Below are 16284 nucleotides of genomic sequence, written 5' to 3'. Positions count from 1 at the left end.
TTCAGCCCATGGACGAGAAGTCGTATTCCAGGGCGCCGGAGGGTGGTTGCAGGAAGTTGCCCTGAATGAAGTTGACGCCCATTCCCCAGAGTACGGAGAGTGTGGCTGCGTCTTCCACCTGCTGGGCAATGATCATCTTGCCCTGGGCATGGGCCGTATCCGTGAGGTGCTTCAGCACGTCCTGATCTTCAAGGTTCTTGAGCAGATTTTCCGTATATGATGCATCAACCTTAAGATAGTCGGCCGGGATATGTTGCAGGATCTGGAAGGGATTCAGCCCGATGCCGAAGTCATCGAGCACGAACTGGCAATGGATGCTCTTGAGCGACTTGACCAGGTCACGGGTCTGCTTGAGATGGGCGACAACCGTGCCAACCTTGATCTGGAATACCACGCATTCCGCCGGCAGCCGGTGTTCCTTGAACTGATCCGCTATCCAGGGTGCCATGCCCGGGTCCAGGAGGGTGCTTCGGGTGAGCCTGATGAAGAAAATGGTGTCTTTGCCGGCCTTGCGCTGTGTCGCCAGGGTGCCCAGGGCCTGGCTGATGACCCACTGATCCAGATCCCGAGCCATGCTTGTGCGTTCGGCGCTGGGCATGAATTCGTTGGGGTCTATGGCCTCGCCCGATTCATTCAGCATGTGCATGGAGACTTCATAGCGTTCACCGGCTTCACCATGAAGACTGATGATGGGCTGGAAGAACATGATCAGGCGGTTGCTTTGCATCGCGTCCAGAATTCTTCCTGACCAGGTTTCATCAAGCTGCTTTTGGGTCATCTCGCCTTCCTGAGGCTGGTAGATGACTGTTCGATTGCCCCCGGATGCCGCTGCTTCTTCACAGGCTTTATGTGACCGGGAAAGTAGTTCATCGATATCCGGGGCATTTTCATCGATCTGCACGGCACCGATTGAGGCGGTAAAGCTGATGGAACGGCCTTCCACCTCGCACAGGTGTTGCGAGATCTGGCCGAGCAGGTCCTGGGTGAACTGGGCGATCTCCTGCATTTCCCAGCGTGGGCTGAGAATGCCGTAGGCCTGTCCTTCGAGTCTGGCCACGATGTCGGAAGATCCGCAGGCATCCTCCAGCAGTTTGCCCAGGTCGCTGAGCACCAGATCCGCTCCGGCGACCCCGACCAGATCCCGGATGTTGTTGAACTGGTCAACGGCAAGCTCGATGAGGGTGGCATTGGACTTGCCCTGGGTTGCCTGCCCCAGGGCCTGTTGTACACGTTCGAGGAAATACTGGCGGTTGTACAGGCCGGTGATGAGATCTCGTTGGGAGAGGTAGTTGAGTTTCTTTTCCAACTCGATGGTGTTCTCGCCCTTGCCGGCACCGATGATGATCTGGATGCAGGGTTCCCCGTCAATGATGGCGTGACTGAAATCCATCTGTGCGGAAAAATTTTCACCTGAAAGGTTTTTCAGTTGCATGGACTGCGGCTGCGAGGTCGTGTCGGCAGTCAGTTCCATGTCCTGGCCCTGATCATACTTGCGCAACAGCTCCTTCAGTCTTGGCTGGTCCTCGCGAACGACCATGTCCATGATGGGGATGCCTTCGATCTCATCCATGTCGGTGAAACCGAACAGTTCAAGATATGCGGGATTGGCGTACAGATGCATGCCTTCGTGAACATAGGCAATGGCGTCCCTGGAGCTTTCCAGCAGCATCTTGCTTCGCCGTTCCGACTCCCTCAGGGCGGATTCGAGCGTCTTGAGGGAGCGCCACTGATGCTGAAATGTGAGTGCCCGTATCACGACCAGACGAAGATGGTCCAGCTGGTTCTTGGGAACCATGTCATGGGCGCCGGATTCCAGACATTCGACAATGTCGGTTTCCGGGCTGGTGGCGACGGCTACCACCGGGGCATGACGCCCCATTTGCCGGCTGCTCTGGATGACCTTGTCGAGAGACAGGCTGGGATGTCCAAGGGCGCAGATGATCACATCCGGAGTGTGATTTTTCAGCTTTCCAAGAAGGTCCTCTTCATCTTCGGCCCGTTCCGCTCTGACTGCCAAACCGGCAGACTTGAGGGTGCTGACCACCATCTCGGCATCATTGAGGTCGTCATCGATGATGAGTAGGCGTAGTAGGTTGTCCATTCAGTGCCTGTCCTGAGAACACGGGATCGAAGCCGGGTTACTCACCGGCGTGAATAACTGGCCCTGATTATATAGACAAGCTGGTGGATAAGGCCAACCATCCCCATTTCTGGGGCGCGCCTTGGGTTTGGGGGAGGTCTGGGCAAGCAACGAGCAGTACTTGAACCATGACTCCCGCTTTTGCGGGAGTCATGGATTTTTCAGTCCGTTAGCGGATTCCCGCCTGGCGGGAATGACAGATTGAAGACATCCCTAAATGCTTGACCAGGGGATGTCCGTCGTCGCCGACCGTTCATCTCCTGCCGTTCCTGCCGTTCCCGCCTTGCGATCATCCGGGGCCGGTTCATAACTGAACTGTTCAAAACGGCTGGAAAAGGCCATTTTATGGGTGAGTATCACTGGCAGGGCCCTGCCAGCAAGGTTGACGGCCACCTCTTCCCCCGCCTGGAAAACGCCGGCAGGGCAGAACAGGCTGGCCGGTTGTTGCAAGACCTGGATGGTGGGAGATACCAGGCCTTCCAAGGCAGCTCCGTGGGCAATGCGGCGTCGGGATCGCTTGATCGTCACGGGCAGGCTGCGGGGCGCCAGGATCTGAACACCGATTTCAAGTCCGGTTTCAGGGTGAAACATCATCCACCGCACCACCCCCAGTTGCCAGCGGACTCGCGTACCATCGTGGTCTCTCAGCCCCAGGAGTTCTCCAACCTGGGCCCGCCCGGCCTGGGGTTTTTTCCATCTAAGGCGAAATCCTCCCGCACTGGTATCCACCAGCGACCAGGGCTGTGGAATGAGCCCGGGTTGCCGGGATTCATCGAAACCGTTGTCGGAGAAGTGGTTGCCATTGGTCAGCAGGTTGCCCCTGGCAACCGTGTCCCAGGCCTCAGAGCCCGTATCTCTCGGGATATCCGCAAGATAATGAACCGACATGCCCTGCTCGGTAGCGCTGGGGATACCATCGATTTCCTGCAGAGAGAGGGATGGATATCCATCCTGTGCATGGTCTCCGTTGCCCAGTTGTGCCTGCATTTTCTGGGAAACACATTGATAGATGCTGTTCAGGCCGGTGGCGACATCAATCTCTCCGGACTGGCCGGCCCGGCTGAACCGCCGACGAGAGGTGTTCGTCAAGGCAACCAGGACCCTGTGGGTTAGGTCGCTGTTCAGCAGCTGGGTATTGCCGGTGCGAACCATGTCCCGCAATTGCCGGATGAGGGGCGTGATTTGGAGGAAGCGGGATTGTTCGGGATCGTCCAGTTCATCCTGCGCAACGTATTCGGGGGGGGCGTCCCTGCAGAGGTTGATTGTGTAGAGCATGCCCGCGTTGTCGGGAAGCGCGTCGCGGCTGATGTTGCACAGTGCGGACTGGGTTTCAAAATGGTGGTACAGCAGGTCCGACTCTCCCTGACGAAGCGTCAGGGGGGCGGCCAGCGCCAGCAGGGCTGCCTGCAGGTAGGCCCGCTCGGGCGTGTTTACCTTGAGCTGGTCATCGGTGACGGGATGATGCAGGAGATTGTGGCGCTCGGCTTCCACCAGCAGTTCGTGCATGGCTTGCCAAGTCCCTATGGGGACAGGCAGATACAGTCGTGCGGCGTGCAGCTGTTGGGCGCTCAGGGACCGCATGCCCTGATAAATGGCATTTGCCAGATGGCGGGAGGAGAGACCATGCCGTTTCAGACCACGGGCATCCCTGATGACCCGCAGGTATGCCGCGCTGGATTCCGCCTGCAATTCCTCCGCGACATGGGCGATCTGAAGGCTTCTCGGAGGCAGGGGAAGGGAGCGGTTGATGAAATGGCGTTCCAGATGATCCAGCACCAGATGCAGGGAGGGATGCATCAGTTCCATCACTTCAAAACGATCCGCGGGCGGCATGACCCGACCGTTCAGGGTCTTGATCGCCTCTAACAGCTGTCGGGTGGTTTCCCCCATGTTGCCCAGGGGAAGTGCCTGGAGCCAGCGCTTGATCTTTTTCGGTTGTAATGGGAACACATTACCCGCGATTTTCAACGTGAAGGGTTCGACCAGCATCTCGGTTCGCTCTTTCATGGGTCAGACATCTGGGCAGTGAGACTGGTTTTTTGTGACGTGGTTCACTAATTTAAGGGAGCTTACTCCTGTTTTTCCAGTCTTTCCTGTCCCTAAAGCGAAAAACCTTCGACGGCATGGGGTGAATGCGCAATTTGTGTCTTGCTGTCGTGCCCGGGGACTTCCCTGACCAGGCGGGGGATCAGGTAGCCGGGAAGCTGCCGGGACAATTGCTTCATGAGGGTGAGGGCATGTTCCTCCGTGACGGCGAAATGCGCCGCCCCCTGGACGGGATCCAGCATATGCAGGTAATAGGGTTGTACGCCACTATCGAAAAGGGCGTGATTGAGCATCGCCAGGGCGTCGGCGTCATCATTGATTCCCCGCAGCAGCACGGTCTGGTTGAACAGGCGCACTCCGGCCAGTTCCAGGCGTTCCATGGCTGCCCGGGTGGTGCCGTCCAGTTCCCTGGCATGATTGGCGTGGATGACCATGATCGGGCGCAGGCGGGTGCCGGTCAGCCAGCCCAGCAGGGTGTCGTCGATCCGTTCCGGCAATACCACCGGCAGACGGCTGTGCAGGCGCAGGGTACGCAGGTGGGGGATGCCGGCCAGATCCGAAACCATTGCCGCCAGCTTGTCATCACTCAGGGTGAGCGGGTCGCCACCGCTCAGGATGATTTCGCGCACCTCTTCATGGGTTCGCAGATACATCAGGATCTGCGGCCAGGCTTCACGGATGGCTGAGGCATCCCGATAGGGAAAATGTCGCCGGAAGCAGTAACGGCAGTGGATGGCGCAGGCTCCGGAGGTCACCAGCAGCACCCGTCCATGATATTTGTGCAGCAGTCCCGGAATCGGCATCGATTCAAGGTCCCCCACCGGATCGCACTGAAAACCTGGGATTTCCAGACATTCTTCGGCCAGGGGCAGTACCTGTAGCAACAAGGGATCATTGGGATCCCCGGGCGTCATGCGCCCCAGGTAGCCCAGCGGCACCCGTACCCGGAACTGTTCCGAGGCCTTCAGGGCGGCAGGGAGCAGGGCGGGGTCCAGCGCCAGGCGCTGGAACAGCTCTTCCGGATCGGTCACGGCCTGGGCGAGGGCTCTTTGCCAATCCGCCGACTGACGGTGGACATTTAATCGCGTTATCATAGGCGGATTTTTCAGGGTGGATCGTGGCAGGCCAGCCCATTGTGCCGGTTTTGACCGACTGTTTGCCAGATTCCCCGCCCACCCGGGATTGTCCCTGTTGGAAACCCCTTCGAGCCCAGCTCGATCCGGAGATGCATCGTTATGGCAATGTACAGTACCAATGAATTCAAGAGCGGGCTCAAGATTCTGCTGGATGGTGATCCGTACGCCATCGTGGAAAACGAGTTCGTCAAGCCCGGCAAGGGACAGGCCTTCAATCGCGTGAAGATGCGCAACCTCAAGACCGGTCGCGTGCTGGACAAGACCTTCAAGTCCGGCGATTCGGTGGAAGCCGCCGACGTCATGGACACGGACATGCAGTACCTCTACGCCGACGGCGAGTTCTGGCACTTCATGATGCCGGAGAGTTTCGAGCAGTATGCCGCCAACGAGGCAGCGGTCATTGATGCCATGAAGTGGCTCAAGGAACAGGACATGTGCACCGTGACTCTGTGGAACAACGTGCCCCTGTCGGTCAGCCCGCCCAATTTCGTGGAACTGAAGATCACCCAGTGTGATCCGGGTATCCGTGGCGACACCGCCACCGGCGGCACCAAGCCGGCTACGCTGGAGACCGGTGCCGTGGTCAAGGTGCCCCTGTTCGTGAACGAAGGGGATGTGATCCGCGTGGATACCCGCACCGGCGACTACGTCTCCCGCGCGTGAGCTGGTATCCCTCCGCCGCTCCGGCGATGTTGCGTCGTAGGGCGGATCTGCTTTGGTCGATCCGCGATTTTTTCCGTGCGCGGGGGGTGCTGGAAGTGGAAACCCCCTGCCTGTCCCGGGCGGGGGCCACGGATCCCGCCATCGAGAGCCTGACCGTGACCCTGCCGGAGGCTACCCTCTGGCTGCATACCTCTCCTGAGTTTCCCATGAAGCGCCTGTTGGCCGCCGGGTCGGGGGATATCTATCAGATTGCTCGGGTCTTTCGTGCCGGGGAAGCCGGTCGCTTTCACAATCCGGAATTCACCCTGCTGGAATGGTATCGGATCGGGTTCGACCACCATCGGCTGATGACCGAAGTGGATGCCCTGGTGCGCGGCCTGGCCGGTGACCGGTTGTCCCGTCCAACCGCCTGGCTGAGTTACCGGCAGGCCATGGTGGACCATGCCGGCATTGATCCCCTGGACGCCGATGTCGGGGCTCTGGCCGACAGGGCACGGGCGCTTGGGCTGGATGTGCGGGGTGAACTGGAACGGGATGGATGGCTGGACCTGATCATGTCCATGGTGGTGGCACCCGCGCTACCCGCGGATGGTCTGACCTTCATCCATGATTATCCTGCCAGTCAGGCCGCGCTGGCCCGGATCTGCCCGGAGAGCCCGGCGGTGGCCGAGCGCTTCGAGCTGTATTGGGGGGGGGTGGAACTGGCCAACGGTTTTCATGAACTGGGGGATGCGGTGGAGCAGGGTGCCCGTTTCGAGGCGGACAACCGCCGCCGCCGGTCCGCCGGGCAAGCGGCGGTGGCGGTGGACCATCATCTTCTGGCGGCTCTGGCCGAGGGTCTGCCGGATTGCGCCGGTGTGGCCCTGGGCGTGGACCGGTTGCTCATGTGCCTGAGCGGCTGCGACCACATCCGGCAGGTGCTTGCCTTTGACTGGGAGCGCGCCTGAAAACCGGGCTCCGCCGTGATCTCCTTCACCGTCACTCCCGCGAAAGCGGGAGCCCAGGGTTTGCGGCCCTTCACTGGATTCTCGCTTTCGCGGGAATGACGAAGGGGCTATGGGGGAGTGACTGGTTCAGGACACCGTTCCATCAGGTAATCACCGTAGGTACCTTGCGCCCCGTATGTTCCCGGATGCCCGCCACATCGTGGGCAATGGCAATCAGCGGCGCCAGTGCCGTCTGGGTCTCCAGTTCGTGCTGTTGCGGGTCCGGCTCATACCGTTCCACGTAGAGCCGCAGGGTCGCCCCCGCCGTGCCCGTGCCCGACAGTCGGAACACCAGTCGTGACCCGCCCTCAAACAGGATACGAATCCCCTGTCCCTGACTGGTGGACCCGTCAATGGGGTCTTCGTAGGCGAAGTCATCCGCCAGACTCACGGTGTGGCTGCCCAGGCGTTTGCCGGCCAGAGCCGGCAAACGGTCCCGCAACCGGTTCATCAGGGTATCCGCCCGCTGGGCTTCCACCTCTTCGAAGTCATGGCGGGTGTAATAGTTGCGCCCGAACTGACGCCAGTGGGACTTGACGATGCTTTCCACCGATTCGCGGCGCACCGCCAGCAGGTTGAGCCAGAACAGCACCGCCCACAGCCCGTCCTTTTCCCGCACATGGTCGGAACCGGTGCCGAAACTTTCCTCACCGCACAGGGTGACACGGCCTGCATCCAGCAGGTTGCCGAAGAACTTCCAGCCGGTGGGGGTCTCGAAACACTCGATCCCCAGATGCTCCGCCACCCGGTCTGCCGCCTGACTGGTGGGCATGGAACGGGCAATGCCCACAATGCCGCCGCGATAACCGGGTACATGGTGGGCATTGGCCGCCAGCACCGCCAGGCTGTCGCTGGGGGTGACGAAGAAGCGACGCCCCAGGATCATGTTGCGATCCCCGTCCCCGTCGGAGGCGGCACCGAAATCGGGGCCGTTGCGTCCATTCATGACCTCCACCAGGTCATGGGCATGGACCAGATTGGGGTCCGGGTGATGTCCCCCGAAATCCGCCAGCGGTTCGGCCCGCATCACCGTGCCCGGCGGTGCGCCGAGCATGTCTTCCAGGATGCGCCGGGCATAGGGACCGGTCACCGCGTGCATGGCATCAAAACGCATGCGGAAGGGGACGCTGTTGAACAGGGTGTGCATGCGGTCGAAGTCGAACAGGTTCTGCATCAGCGCCGCATAATCCTGCACCGGATCCACCACGGCAATCTCCATGGCGCCCAGCTTGCTGGTGCCCAGGTGATCGATGTCCACATGCTGGATATCGGCAATCCGGTACTCGGTCAGCGTCAGGGTGGCGGCGTGAATCTCGTTGGTGACCTTTTCCGGTGCCGGTCCCCCGTTAGGCGTATTGAACTTGATGCCGAAGTCGGCATGGGGGCCGCCGGGATTATGACTGGCGGAAAGGATAAGCCCGCCCTGAGTGCGGTAGCGGCGGATCAGGCAGGATGCCGCCGGGGTGGACAGGATACCGCCGCACCCCACAATGACCTTGGCCACCCCGTGGGCCGCCGCCATGCGCAGGATGATCTGGATGGCTTCCCGATTGAAGTAGCGGCCATCCCCCCCCAGCACCAGAGTGCCGCCCCGAAGGGCGGTCTGGGTGTTGAAGACGGCCTGGACGAAGTTTTCCAGGTAGTGGGGCTGTTGAAAGACGCGCACCTGCTTGCGCAGGCCGGAGGTGCCCGGTTTCTGGTCTTGAAAGGGGGTGGTGGCAACCAGCTTGATGTTCATGGGCTCGTGGCATTGAGTGGCTTGAATCGCTGAAGTTACCAAATACGCGTTCGTCTGTCCCGATCGGGGCGCGGAGGGTCTCGGCTTGATGGCTTTCCCAGTGTTCTCCTTGGTAATATGCCGGCCATGTTGCTTGAGGCCCGCAAACCCGCCTATCTGGATCCCCGGCCCCGCAGTTTTGCGGCGTTGATGGACCTGTATGAGGCCAATTACATCCGCCTGCGCCGACTTTTTCCCGAATTGAGGTCACAGCAGGGTGCGCTGGTTTCCCGGGTTGAGGGGGCCATGGACCTTCATCTGGAGGTGATCGAGCGCTGCCCCTATACCACCACGGTGATACTGACCTATCACTTTGATGGCGACGAGGGGCGGCATCACCGCAAAAGCCCCAATCTGCATCTTCGGGTCTACCACGATGCCCGCCAGGTGGAAGTGATGGGATGTGCCTGTCGTCGTTCCGGCGAGGAGATCAGTCTGGGGGATCATCCGGACTGGCAGGCCCTGGAGTACCGCTGGCGTTTCAACCGCTTCCTCTATAAATGGCTCGGCTATTGCCTGCATCAGGGCCATCGGTTCGAGGGTCCCGGCTCTCTCTGAGCCGCGAAGATCTCATGCCTTCGAGAGGCATGGTTCCCACCCTGACTCCGTCGGAAAAAATTCTTGACTCCTCCGCTAGGTTTTGTAAGACTGCCTCTAAACCTGACTTTTTGAGTCGGGAATTCTCAAGCCTGACAATCTTAAGAAAGGGGGCATCCATGAAACTGTCTACCAAGAGTCGATACGCGGTGACCGCCATGCTGGATCTGGCCATCCATGACGGAATCGGCCCTGTCACCCTGGCGGATATTTCCCAGACCCAGGGGATTTCCCTGTCCTACCTGGAACAGCTCTTCGCCAAGCTGCGCAAGCATGGCCTGGTGGAGGGGGTGCGGGGTCCCGGCGGCGGCTATCGCCTGGCGCAGCCCGCCGACGAGATCACCGTGGCGAGCATCATCATGGCGGTGGACGAAAACGTGAAGATGACCCGTTGCCTGGGTACCGGTGACTGCCACGACGGGCAGCGTTGCCTGACTCACCAGCTCTGGGATGAACTCAGTCAGCAACTGTTTGCGTTCCTGGACGGGATCACCCTGGACCAGTTCGCCAACCGTCCCGAGGTTCAGCAGATCGCCCGGCGCCAGGAACAGCAGCATCCTCGCCATGCCCACCAGCATTTCATTTTCCGTCGCTCCGCCGCTTGAGGAGATCCCCATGTCATCGAGAAGGCCCATCTACCTGGATTATGCCGCCACCACACCGGTTGACGAGCGGGTGGCTGAAAAGATGTTCCGGTTCATGACCGTGGGCGGTGCCTTTGGCAACCCCGCTTCCCGTTCCCACAGCTTCGGCTGGGAGGCGGAAAAGGCGGTGGAAGAGGCCCGGGAGCAGGTGGCCGCCCTGGTGGGGGCCGATCCCCGGGAGATCGTCTGGACCAGCGGCGCCACCGAGGCAGACAACCTGGCCATCAAGGGGGCGGCCCATTTCTACCAGAAGAAGGGACGTCACATCGTCACCGTCAAGACCGAGCACAAGGCGGTGCTCGACACCTGCCGGCAACTGGAGCGGGAAGGGTTCGAAGTCACCTACCTGGACCCGGAGCCCAGCGGCCTGCTGGACATGGCCAAGCTGGAGGCGGCCCTGCGTGACGACACGGTGCTGGTCTCCGTGATGCATGTGAACAACGAGATCGGTGTGATCCAGGATATCGAGGCCATCGGCAACCTGACCCGCTCCCGGGGTGTCCTGTTCCATGTGGACGCCGCCCAGTCCACCGGCAAGGTGCCTCTGGACCTGTCGAAACTGCCCGTGGATCTGATGAGTTTTTCGGCCCACAAGACCTATGGCCCCAAGGGCGTGGGCGCCCTGTACGTGAGTCGCAAGCCCCGGGTGCGGCTGGAGGCCCAGATGCACGGGGGCGGCCATGAGCGCGGCATGCGCTCCGGCACCCTGGCGCCCCATCAGATCATCGGCATGGGCGAGGCCTTTCGCATCGCCCGCGAGGAGATGGGGGCGGAGAACGAGCGTCTGCGCATGTTGCGGGACCGGCTCTGGGAAGGTCTGTCCGGCATGGACGAGGTCTATCTCAATGGTGACCTGGAGCGGCGGGTGGCCGGCAATCTCAATGTTTCCTTCAACTTCGTGGAAGGGGAGAGCCTGATCATGGCCCTCAAGGACATCGCCGTCTCCTCCGGTTCCGCCTGCACCAGCGCCAGTCTGGAGCCCTCCTACGTGCTGCGTGCCCTGGGGCGGGATGATGAGCTGGCCCACAGTTCCATCCGCTTCTCCGTGGGCCGCTATACCACCGTGGAGGAAATCGACCACACCATCGCCCTGGTCAAATCGGCGGTGGAGAAGCTGCGCGAGCTGTCCCCCCTCTGGGAAATGCACCAGGAAGGGGTGGATCTCAAGACCGTGGAGTGGGTGGCCCACTGAGCCACCCGGGACAACCCATTCGAGAGGTAATCGAACATGGCCTACAGCGACAAAGTCATCGACCACTACGAAAACCCCCGCAACGTGGGCTCTCTGGACAAGGCAGACCCCCACGTGGGCACCGGCATGGTGGGCGCACCGGCCTGCGGTGACGTGATGAAACTGCAGATCCGGGTCAACGATGCCGGTGTCATTGAGGACGCCAGGTTCAAGACCTACGGTTGCGGTTCCGCCATTGCCAGCTCCAGCCTGCTCACCGAGTGGGTGAAAGGGAAAACCCTGGAGGAGGCTGGCGCCATCAGGAACACCCAGATTGCCGAGGAACTGGCCCTGCCGCCGGTGAAAATCCACTGTTCGGTCCTGGCCGAGGACGCCATCAAGGCCGCGATCGCGGATTTTCGCAAGAAGTCGGTCCAGGGCCATCCCGCCGATCATGAGGAACCCCAACGACTGTCGGCATGACCGCCGGCATCCCCCCGACAAAGCCCGGCTCACAGGGACGTGGGCTTGTCTGCTTCCCTCCCCATTGGGCTTTGTACCCGCCGGCAACGGCGGGTTTTTTTCGATCAGGGATTGATCCGCCGCAACAGCCCGCGCAGCTGCCCGAAACGTTCCGGGTCGGGAGCAGCGCCGTAGCGCAGGGCCACGTATTCCCGGGTGAAGGCCGCCACCGGTTCCGCCAGATCCGGGCGTTCCCGGGCGATGCGTCGGGCAAAGTCCATGGGCGGTTCATGGGGGGCGCGGGTCAGTCCGGCCCCGGCCAGACGACGGCAGAAACGCCGATAGACCACGGCTAGCGGGTCGGCGACCGGCAGGCGATTGCGCCATAGGAACAGGGCCGCGAACACCAGTACCACCGCGCCGATGAGTATCACCATCAGGGTGATCATCCCGCGCCAGTCCAGGCGTCCCAGGCCCAGCCGCTCCAGCAGTTCCTCCTGTCGTTCGGGACCGAAGGCCAGTACCCAGCCGCTCCAGTAGTAGTCGATGCTGTCCCGCCATAGCTCCCACTGCAGCCTCACCATGCCCCAGTCCAGGCTGCGGCGGATGAAGTCCGGGGCATCCAGATCCCCCGACAGGGCGACCCGGATCCCTTGTTCGATGCGTTCCGGAGCGACCGCGGCGGTGGGGTCCACCCGCACCCAGCCCCGTCCTTCCAGCCAGACTTCGGCCCAGGCGTGGGCATCGGACTGACGCACCAGCAGGTAATTGCCCAGGCGGTTGTATTCGCCGCCCTGGTACCCGGTGACCACCCGTGCCGGGATGCCGGCGGCCCGCATCAGCACCACGAAGGCACTGGCATAGTGTTCGCAGAAACCGGCCCGGACCTCGAACAGGAACTGATCCACCGGATCCCGCTCCAGTTTGGGGGGGGACAGGGTGTAGAAGAAGGGTTCTTCGTTGAAGTGCCGCAGGGCGGCCTGGATCAGGGCGTCGTCTTCTTCATGTTGTGTCCGCCAGGTCTGCGCCAGTGCCTGCGCCCGTGGGGCCGCGCGAGCCGGCAGGCTCAGCGCCTGGCGGCGCCGGGTCTCGGTCAGTTCCGGTTCCAGGATCAGATCCGTCCGCGAGGCCAGGCTGTACTGCACCAGACGCCGTACCGGGCGGTCGGCCACCAGGTAGTGATCCCCGGTCATGCGGGCATCGGGCGGCACGGCGACGGGGACATCCAGGGCCAGCAGCCAGCGGCGTTCGTGGGGCTCCAGATTGAGGGTGTAGGTCACCATGCCATCGGTATCCGGCAGCAGGGGCAGGGCGTCGATTTCCGTCTCCCGGCCCGCCCGCCAGGTGCGCCCGTCGAAATGGGCGAATACCGGCCCGCGCCAGTACCGCTGTGCCGGCGCGGGCGGCTCGTCGGTGAATGAAACCCGGAAGGCGGGGGCGTCGGACTGCAGCAGTTCACTGATGGAACCGGGGGACATGCTGTCGGACAGGCCGGTCACGCCGGTGGTGCTGTCCTGGGGCGTGCCCCAGAGGGGGCCGGGCAGACGGGGAAAGAGCAGGAACAGGATGATCATCACCGGCACCGCCTGGCCCAGCATCAGACCGGCCAGTCCGAAGGACTCCCTTGCCGGCTGTACCCCTTCACCGGCATTGAGCCTGACCAGGGCGGCGGTGGTGGCGAACACCGCCACCAGCATGTAGAGGGCGACCGGGATCTCCTGGGAGTAGAAGAAGTTGGTGATGATGACGAAATAGCCCAGGAACACCACCAGCATGGCATCCCGGTAGGTGCGGGTTTCCAGCAGTTTCAGGCCTGTCATCAGGACCAGCAGGGCCACGCCGGCGTCGCGGCCGAAGAGGGTGCCGTAGCGACCCAGGACCAGGCCGGTCATGAGTAGGGTGAGCAGCACCAGTATCCAGCGGGAGGGCATGGGCAGTCGGCCCAGATGGACGCCGCCGCGCCAGGCCAGGGCCAGGACCGTGGTCAGCACCACCCACACGGGTTGATTGAACAGGTGGGGCACGATGGCCACGCCGATGGCGGCGATCACCCACAGCAGGGCGCCGGAACGGACCGGCAGCCGGTCTTCCAGCCTCATGGGGGCGACGCTCATGGACAGGCGTCCGCCGGCAGGGCGAAGCAGGCCAGGTATTCCAGGCAGCGTCGCTGGTGGGCCTCGCCCGTGTCCGGCTCCAGCTCCAGGCCGGGCATGCGCAGGCCGAAGCGCAGTCCCTGAGCCTGGGCCTGAAGGACCTGGTGACACATCATGGACAGCCGGATCTCCAGATCGCCCGCCGGCAACTGGTCCCAGTCCAGCCAGACCTGCCCGCCGCTCACCTCGCCGAACTGCTTGATGTAAAGATCACCGGTACGGGCCAGGGCCTTCCAGTCCAGATGGCGGGGGGAGTCTCCCGGCTGATAGCCCCGGACACCGGCAAACTCCTCTCCGGCGGGATCGGTCCGTTCCCGGCTTTCGCCTTCATCCTGCCCGGCAAAGGGGGGCGCCTGATCCATGGGCAGGGGCTTGGGGTACACCAGCACGGATTCATCGAAATGCAGCCAGGACCAGGCCCGGAACAGTCCCATGGGATAGCGGCCATGGAGTCGCAGGCGACCGGGTCGCAACACGCCCCGGCGCCGGGCGGGCAGGTCCAGGGTGACCTGGGTTTCATCCCGGGCGCCGACATCAAAGGGCACCGGTGTGCCATCCAGGGTCTCCAGCAGCAGGCCGCGACGGGGCACCCGACTGGGGTTTTCCATGGTGTAGACGAATTGGGCGGTCTGGCCGGCAAAGACCGGCTGGGCCGGTCGGCGGGTGACCCGCAGCCCCAGCAGGTTTCTGTGGGTATGCCACATGGCATTGGCACCCAGGGCCGCCAGCAGGAAGGTCAGCATGAAGGCCATGCTGTTGCTGTAATTGATGGCCCCCAGCAACATCACCAGGAGGATCAGGGCAAAGGTGTAGCCCTGACGGGTGGGCAGGATGTAGATGCAGCGCCGGTGCAGCCGCAGGGTCCGGCCTTCCGGCAGCTGGCGCCGGGTGATCCAGGCGATGGCCCGTTCCCTCAGCCGCCGACGATCCAGTACCTGGGCCTTCATCACGGGACCGGAACGGCCTCGATCAGACGCCGGGTGACTTGTTCCGGTGCCAGGCCGGGGGATTCGCTCAGGTGCAGTCGATGCCCGGCCACCGGCGGCAGGACCTCCTGGATGTCTTCCGGCATGACATGATCCCGGTGATCCACCAGGGCCCAGGCCTGGGCGGCGCGCAGCAGTGCCAGCACCGCCCGTGGCGACAGCCCCATCCGGTACACCCCCGGTCGGCGGGTGTGGGCGACGATGGCCTGCAGGTAGTCCAGCAGGGCATCGGAGACATGAACCTGCGTGACCTGTCGCTGCAGCGCCAGCAGGGCAGGGGCATCCACCTGGGCGGGGAGTTCCTCCACCAGCTCACGGCGGTCCCGCCCCCGCAGCAGGGCACGTTCGGCCGCCGCGTCCGGATACCCCAGATGGATGCGCATCAGGAAGCGGTCCATCTGGGATTCGGGCAGGGGGAAGGTGCCGATCTGTTCCTGGGGATTCTGGGTGGCGATGACGAAGAACGGCTCCGGCAGACGCCGGGTGGTGCCCTCGATGGTGACCTGTTGTTCCTCCATGGCCTCCAGCAGGGCGCTCTGGGATTTGGGCGTGGCGCGGTTGATCTCGTCCGCCAGCACCAGTTGGGAAAAGACCGGACCGGGATGGAACTCGAAGCGCTTGCGCTCCGTGCTGAACACCGAGACGCCGAGGATGTCCGCCGGCAGCAGATCGCTGGTGAACTGGATGCGCTGGAACTGCAGCCCCAGGGTGCGGGCCAGGGCATGGGCCAGGGTGGTCTTGCCGACCCCGGGCAGGTCTTCCACCAGCAGGTGACCCCGGGCCAGCAGACAGGCCAGGGCCAGTCGGATGGGGCCGGGTTTGCCGAAGATCACTGTATTCAACTGCGCCAGGATGGCATCGATGTTTGCGCCCGTGGCGGTATCCGGCTGGGTCTTGTTCATGGGCAGCTCCGGCCCTCCGTTATCAGTCAGAAAGCGCTAGAGGGACTTGACCCAGAAGACCATGGTCTTTTCCGATTCCTTCTTCTCACCCAGGTCCTTCCAGGAGAAGAGGGTGGTGAGACTGGGTTGCTTGCGATAGCCCCGTTTTTTCCAGAACTCATCCAGTGGCGTGTAGTCGGAAGGACGACGGGGATCGTCTTTTGGCCGATAGACTGCGCAGAATGTGGCGTGGGTGAAACCGCCCAGGGATCGGGCGTGGGCCTCCCGCTCCTGGAAGAATCTCACGCCCAGCCCCTGGCCCCGGTATTCTGGCAGCAGCACGGATTCCCCCAGGTAGAAGACCCGCGCCGGATCGTAGCCGTGCTGACGCAGGGGGCGAATCACGTTCTCCGGTTCGTGCGTCAGGGGCAGGGCGGTGGAGGCACCGACGATCCTGTCACCGTCACGGACCAGCACCACGACACTTTTCGGGGAGGCCGTGTAGGTGGCCAGATAGTTTTGGGTAACCGGAATATCTGGTTGATCTCTACCTTGGCGTTCATTCACAAATTTCACTTTCTCAACGGAAAAGCTGGTTGTTTTGTTGCCTCCTAACCATATATCACATAATATCCACCTGTG

The 16284-nt window shown here is 62.4% G+C and carries 14 protein-coding genes; 6 read left to right on the top strand and 8 right to left on the bottom strand.

Annotated features, from left to right (window positions below; all coding sequences use genetic code 11):
* Position 1: 1 nt before the first annotated feature.
* From CKO35_RS11160 to epmB, 3 genes are all read right to left on the bottom strand, one after another.
* A complete protein-coding gene (locus CKO35_RS11160; RefSeq protein WP_200176057.1) occupies positions 2-2101 on the bottom strand; it encodes an EAL domain-containing response regulator in 2100 nt (699 codons plus the stop codon).
* Between the two features lie 252 nt (positions 2102-2353).
* Entirely contained in the window at positions 2354-4147 is a 1794-nt protein-coding gene (locus tag CKO35_RS11155) for a hypothetical protein (protein ID WP_200176056.1), read from the bottom strand.
* Between the two features lie 92 nt (positions 4148-4239).
* The gene (gene epmB / locus CKO35_RS11150) at positions 4240-5280 is read right to left on the bottom strand and encodes an EF-P beta-lysylation protein EpmB (protein WP_200176054.1); all 1041 of its coding nucleotides are present in this window, start codon (positions 5278-5280) and stop codon (positions 4240-4242) included.
* 141 nt (positions 5281-5421) lie between these two features.
* On the opposite strand from epmB, the gene efp reads away from it, so the two are divergent.
* Both efp and epmA read left to right on the top strand, forming a co-directional pair.
* Entirely contained in the window at positions 5422-5985 is a 564-nt protein-coding gene (gene efp / locus CKO35_RS11145; RefSeq protein ID WP_008931599.1) for an elongation factor P, read from the top strand.
* Positions 5982-6932, top strand: coding sequence for an EF-P lysine aminoacylase EpmA (gene epmA / locus CKO35_RS11140; protein ID WP_338031788.1), 951 nt, complete (start codon positions 5982-5984; stop codon positions 6930-6932). The genes efp and epmA overlap by 4 nt, the downstream gene beginning before the upstream one ends.
* A gap of 142 nt (positions 6933-7074) precedes the next feature.
* Here epmA and CKO35_RS11135 read toward each other — a convergent pair whose 3' ends face one another.
* On the bottom strand, positions 7075-8709 hold the full coding sequence (locus CKO35_RS11135; protein ID WP_200176052.1) for an alpha-D-glucose phosphate-specific phosphoglucomutase: 1635 nt from the start codon (positions 8707-8709) through the stop codon (positions 7075-7077).
* 126 nt (positions 8710-8835) lie between these two features.
* On the opposite strand from CKO35_RS11135, the gene CKO35_RS11130 reads away from it, so the two are divergent.
* The 4 genes from CKO35_RS11130 (at position 8836) to iscU (ending at position 11643) form a co-directional block, all read left to right on the top strand.
* The gene (locus CKO35_RS11130; RefSeq protein ID WP_200176051.1) at positions 8836-9306 is read left to right on the top strand and encodes a DUF1249 domain-containing protein; all 471 of its coding nucleotides are present in this window, start codon (positions 8836-8838) and stop codon (positions 9304-9306) included.
* 158 nt (positions 9307-9464) lie between these two features.
* The gene (locus tag CKO35_RS11125; protein ID WP_200176050.1) at positions 9465-9950 is read left to right on the top strand and encodes an Rrf2 family transcriptional regulator; all 486 of its coding nucleotides are present in this window, start codon (positions 9465-9467) and stop codon (positions 9948-9950) included.
* 10 nt (positions 9951-9960) lie between these two features.
* The gene (locus tag CKO35_RS11120) at positions 9961-11181 is read left to right on the top strand and encodes an IscS subfamily cysteine desulfurase (RefSeq protein ID WP_200176049.1); all 1221 of its coding nucleotides are present in this window, start codon (positions 9961-9963) and stop codon (positions 11179-11181) included.
* 36 nt (positions 11182-11217) lie between these two features.
* The gene (gene iscU / locus CKO35_RS11115; protein WP_200176048.1) at positions 11218-11643 is read left to right on the top strand and encodes a Fe-S cluster assembly scaffold IscU; all 426 of its coding nucleotides are present in this window, start codon (positions 11218-11220) and stop codon (positions 11641-11643) included.
* A gap of 104 nt (positions 11644-11747) precedes the next feature.
* Here iscU and CKO35_RS11110 read toward each other — a convergent pair whose 3' ends face one another.
* Genes CKO35_RS11110 through CKO35_RS11095 form a run of 4 tightly spaced genes read right to left on the bottom strand, consistent with a single transcriptional unit; the run spans position 11748 to position 16209 of the window.
* Complete coding sequence (locus CKO35_RS11110; RefSeq protein WP_242467150.1) at positions 11748-13736, bottom strand: transglutaminase TgpA family protein; 1989 nt, start codon at positions 13734-13736, stop codon at positions 11748-11750.
* Positions 13733-14722 (bottom strand): DUF58 domain-containing protein, encoded by a 990-nt coding sequence (locus CKO35_RS11105; protein WP_200176047.1) that lies wholly within the window; start codon positions 14720-14722, stop codon positions 13733-13735. Before CKO35_RS11105 ends, CKO35_RS11110 begins: the two co-directional genes overlap by 4 nt.
* Positions 14722-15663, bottom strand: a complete 942-nt coding sequence (locus tag CKO35_RS11100) for an AAA family ATPase (protein WP_200176045.1) — start codon at positions 15661-15663, stop codon at positions 14722-14724. The genes CKO35_RS11105 and CKO35_RS11100 overlap by 1 nt, the downstream gene beginning before the upstream one ends.
* A gap of 36 nt (positions 15664-15699) precedes the next feature.
* A complete protein-coding gene (locus CKO35_RS11095) occupies positions 15700-16209 on the bottom strand; it encodes a GNAT family N-acetyltransferase (RefSeq protein WP_338031787.1) in 510 nt (169 codons plus the stop codon).
* Between the last annotated feature and the right edge of the window lie 75 nt (positions 16210-16284).

The sequence above is a fragment of the Ectothiorhodospira shaposhnikovii genome, from assembly GCF_016584105.1.
In the GTDB taxonomy this organism is placed as follows: Bacteria; Pseudomonadota; Gammaproteobacteria; order Ectothiorhodospirales; family Ectothiorhodospiraceae; genus Ectothiorhodospira; species Ectothiorhodospira shaposhnikovii.
This window is presented reverse-complemented; position numbering and strand designations above follow the sequence as displayed.